Below are 8729 nucleotides of genomic sequence, written 5' to 3'. Positions count from 1 at the left end.
GGCCGGGGTGAGGAGCTCACCCGCCAGCCGCCGCTCCAGCGCGTTCCAGCGCACCAGGGTCGTCCTTCCTCGCGCTCAGGCAGCTTCGTCGGTGCGTTCGGGAGCGCCTGCCGCGGCCGCGGGGGCCGCGGCCGGCGAGACCGCCGCGACCGGCCGGCTGCGGAGCAGCAGCAGGAAGGTGACGATCGGCAGGATCCCCATGATCTCCGCCATGATCGAGTACCCGCCGGCGCCGAGCAAGGCGGTGCCGCCGATGGTGCCGGTCGCCGACACGCACCACACGACGGCGTCGACCGCGCCGACGACCTGGCCCTGGCCGTTGGAGGACAGCGTCGTGGCGAGGGTGCGGCTGCCCGCCATGAACCCGAGGTTCCAGCCGTACCCCAGCAGGAACAGGGAGATCGAGCCGACCACCGTGTGGGACATGGTCGAGCCGGCGCCGATCGCGGCGGCGAGCACGAGCACCGCCAGGCCGGCGAACATCACCTTGCGCGCGCCGATCCGGTCGATCATCCACCCGGTGAGCGGCGCGAAGACGAACATGCCGCCGGCGTGCGCGGCGAGGGCGGCGCCGACGACGACCAGGGTGCCGTCCTTCAGGATGATGTCCATCGGGGCCGCGGTCATGATCGCGACCATGATGAGCTGGCTGACGATCATGACCAGCAGCAGCATCCGCGCCGAACCGGAGCGGAACACCGAGCCCAGCACCGCCAGCTGCGAGCCGGTCGGGCGCGGCGCCTTGTGCCGGGGCAGCGTGATGCCGCCGAGCCCGGCGACCGCGCTGACCACCGCGGCGAGCAGGAACGGCCCGGACAGCTCGGGCAGGCCGAAGCTGCCCATCAGCGAGCTCATGGGGTACAGCAGCAGCGGCCCGCCGACCGAGCCCACCGCACCGGCGGCGACGACCAGCCCGAGCGCGTACCCGCTGCGATGGGCGGGGTAGAGCTCCGCGGCCGCGTACCGCGAGACGATCGAACCGCCGACGCCGAGGCCGAGCACGAACATGCCGCCGTCCAGCAGCGGGATGCTCTCGATCAGCGTCGCGGTGAAGCAGATCAGGCCGCCGAGCGTGCCGACGGCGAAGGCGACCATGAGGCTCGCCCGCCAGCCCAGCCACGAAGTCGCGCGCACGAGCAGCAGCGCCCCGAGGCCGGTGCCGAGGATGGTCAGCGTCTGCGGGAACGCGCTCCACATGACGCCGACGTAGGGCTCGGCCCAGATGGTGCTGGTCGGCGCGACCGCCGCCATCGCGGCGTTCATCAGGGTGGCGGTGGTGAACAGCGCCATCATCCCGCGACGCCGGGCCGAGATCTCGGCCCGGCTCGCCGTGTCGGCCGGCGCTGCTCCGATTCCTGGTGACACGACTTCCTCCCGGCCATCGGCGTCAACCACTTCGCCCATCGTGCTGGAGCTCCGCGACCGGCACATCTCCCGCGTTGCCGAGCAGCGGAACGCAACACGGGAGAAGGTGCGGCGGGCTCCGAGCGGGCGGCGGACCGCAACCGAGGAGTAGGGCGCCGTCCACCGCGCTGCGAGCCTGGACCGGGGATGCGAGGGGAGTCAGACGAGTGGACGACAGAGCGGACCGGGCGAGCGCCGTCCCCGCCGGTGACGAGCGGGCGTTCGGGAGGCTGCTCGAACGGCACCGCCACGAGCTGCGCGTCCACTGCCACCGGCTGCTCGGGTCCTACGACGAGGCCGAGGACATGGTCCAGGAGACATTCCTCCGCGCGTGGCACAAGCGGGACCAGTACGCCGGCCGCTCGACCTTCCGCGCCTGGCTGTACCGGATCGCCACCAACTGCTGCCTCGACCACCTCGCCCGGCAGCCCGACGCCGGCGAGCTGGAAGCCGACGGCACCGAGCCGAGCACGCCGGGGGCGGACGCCGCCGTGCTCGCGCGGGAAGTGCTCGAGCAGGCCTTCCTCACCGCCCTGCAGCACCTGCCGCCCAAGCAGCGCGCGGTGCTCGTCCTGCGCGACGTGCTCGGGTGGCCGGCCAAGGAGTGCGCGGAGGTGCTCGCGATCAGCGTCGCGTCGGCCAACAGCGCGCTGCAGCGGGCGCGGGCGACCATGAAACGCGTGCACGGCGAACGGGCGCGGCCCTCCGACGCGGAACGGGTGCTGCTGCGCCGGTACATGAGTGCGCTCGACCGGTCCGAAGTGGACGTCGTCGTCGAACTGCTCGACCAGGAGCGGCGGGCGGCGTGACCCGCACGGGATGAGACGCGGCCGCGTACGGCGCCGTGGCACCGTGCCCGCATGCGGATGCTGGTCACGGGCGGAGCGGGGTTCATCGGCGCGAACTTCGTGCTGGACACGATCGAACGGCGGCCGGACGCGGAGGTGACCGTGCTGGACGCGCTCACCTACGCGGGAAACCGCGACAGCCTGAACCCGGTCGCCGGCCGGGTCCGGTTCGTGCACGGCGACATCTGCGACGCGGCGCTCGTCGACCGGCTGGTCGCCGCGTCCGACACCGTCGTCCACTTCGCCGCCGAGTCCCATGTGGACAATTCGCTGCACGACCCGTCACCGTTCATCCGCACCAACATCCTCGGCACGTTCACCATTCTGGAAGCGGTTCGCAAGTACGGACGGCGGCTGCACCACATCTCCACCGACGAGGTGTTCGGCGACCTGCCGCTCGACGCGGTCGAGCAGTTCACCGAGGAAACCGCCTACGACCCGTCGAGCCCGTACTCGGCGAGCAAGGCGAGCTCGGACATGCTGGTCCGCGCGTGGGTCCGCTCGTACGGCGTCGAGGCCACGCTTTCCAACTGCGCCAACAACTACGGCCCGTACCAGCACGTCGAAAAGCTCATCCCGCGCCAGATCACCAACCTGCTCACCGGCACCCGGCCGAAGCTGTACGGCGCCGGCGCCAACGTCCGGGAATGGACCCACGTCGCCGACCACAACGACGCCGTGCACCGGATCATCGACGGCGGCCGGATCGGGCACACCTACCTCATCGGTTCCGGGGACGAGCGCAGCAACAAGGAAATCGTGGAACTGATCCTCGAGCTTTCCGGCGAACCGGCCGACGCCTACGACCACGTCGCGGACCGCCCCGGCCACGATCTGCGCTATTCCAACGATTCCACCAAGGTGCGCGCCGAACTCGGCTGGCAGCCGCGGTACGCGGATTTCCGCGCCGGACTGGCCGCCACCCTCGATTGGTACCGCCAGAATGAATGGTGGTGGAAACCGCAGAAAACGGACACCGAGGCCAGGTACGGGATTCTCGGGCGCTAGCTCGCAATCGCGGAGACGCCCCCGCGGAACCGGGCGCCGTACGTTTGTCCACCGGAGCACCGTACGGCTAGCCCGAAGGAGTAGGTCGTGAGTAAAACGCTCTGCCAAACGTGTGGGGACGTGGAGGTCCGCAAGTTCCTCTCACTCGGCCAGCAGCCTTCGTTCCATTTCCCGGCGAATCGGGAAGAAGCGGAGAACGAACGCCTCTGGCCGCTCGAGCTGGGTTTCTGCGAGCAGTGCAGCCTGGTGCAGGTCTTGGAGTCGGTCAGCGAGCGCATCCTGTTCTCGGGTGACTACCACCACCTGGCCGGCCTGACCGCGGGCTACCACGAGCACCTGCAAGGACTCGCCGACACGCTCGCGGGTCTGTTCGACTCGACCGACGGCCGGTCCGTCGTCGAGTTCGGCAGCAACGACGGCAGCCTGCTGGACAAGCTGGCCGCGCGGTCGTTCGACGTCCTCGGCGTCGACCCGGTCGGTCAGGTGACCGCGGCCGGGTCCCAGGTCGTGAAGGACTACTTCAGCTCGACCGTCGGGGCCGACCTCGCCGCCACCCGCGGCAAGACCGACCTCGTCGTCGCGCTCAACGTGTTCGCGCACGTCACCAACCTGCACGACGTGCTGGACGGCGTGACCTCGCTCCTCAAGGACGACGGCCTGTTCGTCACCGAGTCGCACTACCTGGTGGACCTGCTGGAGACCCTCCAGTACGACTTCGCCTACCACGAGCACTCGCGGTACTACTCGGTCACGGCGCTGGACGAGGCGTTCCGGCGGCACGGCCTGGAGACGGTCAAGATCGAGCGGATCCCGACCCACGGCGGCTCGATCCGGGTCTACGCCGGCTTCGCGGGCGCGCACGAGGTCGACCAGTCGGTCATCGAACTGCGCGAGCTCGAGGACTCCCTCAAGCTGCGCGACTCGATGATCTACACGCAGTTCGCCGAGCGCGTCGAGCAGCACCGCGAGAAGCTCAACGAGCTGGTCCGGTTCCTGAAGAACTCCGGCGCGCGCGTCGCGGCGGCGTCCGCGCCGGGCCGCGCGGTGACGATGCTGAACTACTGCGGGCTCGGCCCGGACGACATCGACGTCGTCTCGGAGATCAGCCCGCGCAAGATCGGCAAGCTGTTCCCCGGCACGCACATCCCCATCATCAGCCAGCAGGAGCTGGCCGGGGACAACCAGCCGGAGTACGCGCTGCTGATGTCGTGGCACATCGCCGACGAGGTCATCACCAACCTGCGCAACGAGGGCTTCCGGGGCACGCTCATCGAGCCGCTGCCGGAGCCGCGGATCCTCGAGCGCTGAGGCCGCACCGCCGTACGGGCGCCCACTGGCCCCGTCCCTCTCCGGAGGGGCGGGGCCAGTGGCTTGCCCGCGCCCGGCGGAGATGTAGTGAATGACTCATTCATGTCATCTGACGACATGAATGAGTCATTCACTACATCGGTCCTGGCGGCACTGAGCGGCCCCGTCACCGCGGGGGTGACGGGGCCGCTCGAGGGGAACGCGCTAGCTCGCGCGGGGTGCCGGGATCCGCGGGGGCCGGGCCCGGCTGAACCGGCGCATCATCGGCGTCTCGACGAACCGGTACAGCAGCCACCCGACGAACAGGGTCACCACGAACAGGCCGATCAGCACCAGGATCGCGAGCGGGGTGCTGAACACGGCGTTGCCCATCAGCGACCTCAGGTAGAAGATCGTCACGCCCTGGGACAGGTAGAACCCGAAGGACACGTTGCCGAGCCAGACGGCGACCCGGCCGCGCAGCCGGGTGCGCGTGCCCCGCAGGTCCGCGTTGGCGAACGACGCCACCATCACCGCGATCGGGATCAGCGTGGCGAAGTTCAGCGAGAACTGGAACGGCACGAACATCGAAGCGACGTACCCGACGACCATGAACACGACCGAAGCGGCCGGCTTGATCCCGATCCACTTGCCCGCCAGCACGATCCGGGCCAGGACGGCGCCGAGCACGAACTCGAACAGCCTGCCGACCGGCAGGAAGTAGCCGAACCAGTACTGCAGCGGCGAAATCGGGATGTTCGGGTTGGCGCCGTCGCTCGGCACGACGAACGTGGCGACGAGCTGGTAGGCGAACAACCCGGCGACCATGATCCCGGCCCACAGCCACAGGCGGCGGACGTCCATCCGCAGGATCGGGCGGATGATCAGCGGGAACAGCACGTAGAACAGCAGCTCGCCGCCGAGCGACCACGACGGGGTGTCGACGCTCATCGCGATGCTGAAGTCGGGGAACCACGGGTGCACCAGGAACAGGTTGGGCAGCCACGCCTTCCAGCTGGTGTAGGCCGCGGCGAACAGCACCATCGCCGCGACCCACATCGCCAGGTGGTTGGGGAACACCTTCACGATGCGGCGGCGGATGAACGCCCGCGCGCGCTCGCCGGGCTTCACCGACCAGGACAGCACGAACCCGCTGAGCACGAAGAAGAAGGAGACACCGACGAAGCCGCCGGTCCCGAAGATCGTGCCGTACCACTTCGCGACGTCCACATCGGCGAACGGGTTGATCGGCCCGGTCGGCAGCGCCGGGTTCATCATGATCCCCGTGTGGAAGAGGAACACGACGAACGCGGCGTAGAACCGCAGCCCGGTCAACGAATCCAGTTTTCTCGGGGCCCCGAGGTGGTGGGGCTCGAGGGGGACTTCCACAGTTTGCGCCATGCCGGCTCCAAGTCGTGACGACAGCCGAAGCTGATATTCCGTTTCACTCTTCCCGTGCCTTACGACGGCGGCGTCTCCCCGCGTGCCGCCCTCGCGCGCAACCTCGAAGGCGCGCGCGAGGGCGGGCGTCTGCGATAGTCGGCGGTACCCCGTACTTTTGGCGTGGAGGCCGGAAACATGACCACGATCGACCTTTCCGATTTCGAAGGCTTCTGGGCCAAGCCCCTGGACTACCGGCACGCCGCGTTCGACGAGTTGCGCGCCCGGCCGGGGCTGCCGTTCTTCGAGGAGCCGGAGTTCGGCTCGCTGCCGCGCGGCCGCGGCTACTACGCGGTGACCAAGATGGACGACATCCTCTTCGCCAGCCGCAACCCCGGCACGTTCATCTCCGGCAAGGGCAACGCCACCCCGGTCGACATGCCGGAAGAGTTCCTCGGCCAGTCGATGATCTCGATGGACGACCCGCGCCACGCCCGCCTGCGCCGCATCGTTTCGCGCGGGTTCACCAACAAGAAGATCAAGTCGCTGCACGACAACGTGGCCCAGGTGGCCAAGGAGATCGTCGACGAGGTGATCGATCGCGGCGAGGTCGACGCGGTCGAGGACATCGCCGCGAAGCTGCCGCTGCGCATCATCTGCGACATGATGGGCGTCCCGGAAGCCAGCCAGCAGTTCGTCTTCGACCAGACGAACAAGATGATGGGCGTCCAGGACCCGGAGTACGTGCCCGAGGGCGAAGACGCGTTCGAGGCGCTGTTCAAGGCCGTGCAGGAGCTGACCAACCTGCTGAACGGGCTGGCCGCCGAGCGCGCCGAGAACCCCACCGACGACATGATCTCCCAGCTGATGACCGCCGAAGTCAACGGCGAGGCGCTCACGCCGGACGAGCTGGCCCAGTTCTTCATCCTGCTCACCGGCGCCGGCACCGAGACCACCCGCAACGCGATCGCCTGGGGCATCCACCTGCTCACGAAGCACCCCGAGCAGCGCGAGGCCTGGCTCGCGGACCTCGACGGCGTGACGCCGACCGCGGTGGAGGAGATCGTCCGCTGGACGACCCCGGTCATCGCGCAGCGGCGCACGATCGCCGAGGACACCGAACCGGTCGAGCTGTCCGGCCAGCTGCTCGTCCCGGGCGACAAGGTGATGATGTACTACTGGGCCGCCAACCGGGATCCGAAGTACTTCACCGACCCCGCGGGCTTCGACGTCCGCCGCGATCCGAACCCCCAGATCGGGTACGGCGGCCCGGGCCCGCACTTCTGCCTCGGCGCGCACCTGGCGCGGCTGGAGATCGGCGTGATGTTCCGCGAGCTGCTGACCCGCATCCCGGACCTGCGCTCGACGGCGGAGCCGGCCCGGCTGACGTCGCCGATGATCAACGGCATCAAGCGCCTGCCGGTGGCGTTCACCCCCGGCGGTGCGCGGTAGCCGGTTGCCGGACGTGCCCGGGCGTCGAGGTCCGTGAGTTCCTCTCGCTCGGGCCGCAGCCGGACTGCCTGTTCCGGGCGGACGCGGCGGCCGAACCGAGGTGGCCGCTCGATCTCGCGTTCTGCCCGCGCTGCGGCCTGGTCCAGATCATCGCGCCGGTGAGCGAACGCGTGCTGTTTTCCGGGGACTACCACCACCTCGACGGCGTGACCGCCGGCTACCGGCGGCACCTGCGCGAGCTGGCCGGGCTCCTCGCCGCCGAGTACCCGGGCGGTTCGGTCGTCGAGATCGGGAGCAACCACGGGGTCCTGCTCGCCGAACTGGCCGCCCGCGGGCTCGACGTGCTCGGCGTCGACCCGAACGGCTTCGGCCCGGCCCCGGTCGTCCGGGAGTTCTTCGGCGCGGAATCCGCGCGGCGACTGTCTCCTGTGGACATCGTCGCCGCGGTCAACACGCTGGCCTACGTCGAGGACCCGGCCGACTTCCTGACCGGGGTGCGCGCGATCCTGCGCGGCGACGGGGTGTTCGTCTCGGAGTCGCACTACCTGCCGGAGCTCCTCGAGACGCTGCAGTACGACTTCTTCTACCACGAACACCCGCGGTACTACTCGCTGACGGCGCTCGAAGCGGCGTTCGCCCCGCACGGGCTGGAGGTGTTCCGCGTCGAGCGGATCCCCACGCGCGGCGGGTCGCTGCGCGTCCACGCCGGTGTCGCCGGTCAGTACGAAGTGGACGGTTCGGTCGCCGCGCTCCGGGAGTCGGAGGCGTCGCTCGGGCTGACCGACGAAGGGACCTACCGGAAGTTCGCCGCGCGCGTGGCCGAGCACCGCGAACGCCTGCGCGGCCTGCTGGCCGAGGTGACGCGGGACGGCTCGCGCGTCGCGGCCGCGACGTCACCGGCGCGCGCGACGACTTTGCTGACCTACTGCGGATTGGGACCGGCCGACCTCGAGTTCGTCTCGGAGGTCAACCCGCGCAAGATCGGCAGGCTGTCGCCGGGTGCGCACCTGCCCGTGGTCGCCCAAGAACGGCTGTGCGGGCCGGACCAGCCGGAGTACGCGCTGCTGCTGTCGTGGCACATCGCCGACGAGCTGATGTCCCTGCTGCGCGCCGACGGGTTCCGGGGGCGGTTCATCGTGCCGCTCCCGGAACCCGCCGTCGTCTGAGCTACGCGGCCGCCACTTCGTCCGGAATGGACTCGGCTGCCGGCGCGGGTTCCTGGCCGCTCTTCGGCACGTGCCGGAACAGCAGGAGCGCCACCGCCGCGAGCACCACCATGAGCACCGCGCAGACGATCGCCGCACCGGCGAACCCGCTGGTGAAGGCCTCGCGGATGGCGGTCAGCAGCGA

At 69.8% G+C, this 8729-nt stretch carries 7 protein-coding genes and 2 pseudogenes; 6 read left to right on the top strand and 3 right to left on the bottom strand.

Going from position 1 to position 8729, the window contains the following annotated elements; translation table 11 throughout:
* Nucleotides 1-75: 75 nt before the first annotated feature.
* Nucleotides 76-1395: an MFS transporter gene (locus tag G3I65_RS58820; RefSeq protein ID WP_160698140.1), complete on the bottom strand. Its 1320-nt coding sequence runs from the start codon at nucleotides 1393-1395 to the stop codon at nucleotides 76-78.
* A 176-nt stretch (nucleotides 1396-1571) separates the two neighbouring features.
* On the opposite strand from G3I65_RS58820, the gene G3I65_RS24250 reads away from it, so the two are divergent.
* The 3 genes from G3I65_RS24250 to G3I65_RS24240 all read left to right on the top strand — a co-directional run bounded on the left by G3I65_RS24250 (nucleotide 1572) and on the right by G3I65_RS24240 (nucleotide 4568).
* Nucleotides 1572-2213 (top strand): sigma-70 family RNA polymerase sigma factor, encoded by a 642-nt coding sequence (locus G3I65_RS24250; protein WP_160698139.1) that lies wholly within the window; start codon nucleotides 1572-1574, stop codon nucleotides 2211-2213.
* A gap of 51 nt (nucleotides 2214-2264) precedes the next feature.
* A complete protein-coding gene (rfbB, locus tag G3I65_RS24245) occupies nucleotides 2265-3260 on the top strand; it encodes a dTDP-glucose 4,6-dehydratase (protein WP_160698138.1) in 996 nt (331 codons plus the stop codon).
* 87 nt (nucleotides 3261-3347) lie between these two features.
* A complete protein-coding gene (locus tag G3I65_RS24240) occupies nucleotides 3348-4568 on the top strand; it encodes a class I SAM-dependent methyltransferase (RefSeq protein ID WP_166640512.1) in 1221 nt (406 codons plus the stop codon).
* 204 nt (nucleotides 4569-4772) lie between these two features.
* Here the strand turns inward: G3I65_RS24240 and G3I65_RS24235 are convergent, their stop codons facing one another.
* On the bottom strand, nucleotides 4773-5882 hold the full coding sequence (locus tag G3I65_RS24235; RefSeq protein WP_203612492.1) for an acyltransferase: 1110 nt from the start codon (nucleotides 5880-5882) through the stop codon (nucleotides 4773-4775).
* A gap of 243 nt (nucleotides 5883-6125) precedes the next feature.
* Here G3I65_RS24235 and G3I65_RS24230 point away from each other — a divergent pair, with 243 nt between their 5' ends.
* The 3 genes and pseudogenes from G3I65_RS24230 to G3I65_RS24220 all read left to right on the top strand — a co-directional run bounded on the left by G3I65_RS24230 (nucleotide 6126) and on the right by G3I65_RS24220 (nucleotide 8545).
* Nucleotides 6126-7379: a cytochrome P450 gene (locus tag G3I65_RS24230; protein ID WP_160698135.1), complete on the top strand. Its 1254-nt coding sequence runs from the start codon at nucleotides 6126-6128 to the stop codon at nucleotides 7377-7379.
* Between the two features lie 17 nt (nucleotides 7380-7396).
* Nucleotides 7397-7546, top strand: a pseudogene (locus G3I65_RS58310) (hypothetical protein); the annotation flags it as partial.
* On the top strand, nucleotides 7538-8545 hold the full coding sequence (locus tag G3I65_RS24220; protein ID WP_309235670.1) for a class I SAM-dependent methyltransferase: 1008 nt from the start codon (nucleotides 7538-7540) through the stop codon (nucleotides 8543-8545). The pseudogene G3I65_RS58310 and the gene G3I65_RS24220, both read left to right, overlap by 9 nt.
* A 1-nt stretch (nucleotide 8546) precedes the next feature.
* Here G3I65_RS24220 and G3I65_RS24215 read toward each other — a convergent pair.
* Nucleotides 8547-8729 (bottom strand): annotated as a pseudogene (locus G3I65_RS24215) (MFS transporter); the annotation flags it as partial.

It is taken from the genome of Amycolatopsis sp. SID8362, from assembly GCF_010550475.1.
GTDB classification, from domain to species: domain Bacteria; phylum Actinomycetota; class Actinomycetes; order Mycobacteriales; family Pseudonocardiaceae; genus Amycolatopsis; species Amycolatopsis eburnea.
The sequence above is the reverse complement of the archived record's forward strand: the minus strand, read 5'-3'. Positions and strand labels throughout refer to the sequence as shown.

Bases quoted from the DNA above. Each gene is read 5' to 3' on its own strand.
- rfbB (WP_160698138.1), top strand. From the start codon at position 2,265: ATGCGGATGCTGGTCACGGGCGGAGCGGGGTTCATCGGCGCGAACTTC.
- G3I65_RS24230 (WP_160698135.1), top strand. From the start codon at position 6,126: ATGACCACGATCGACCTTTCCGATTTCGAAGGCTTCTGGGCCAAGCCC.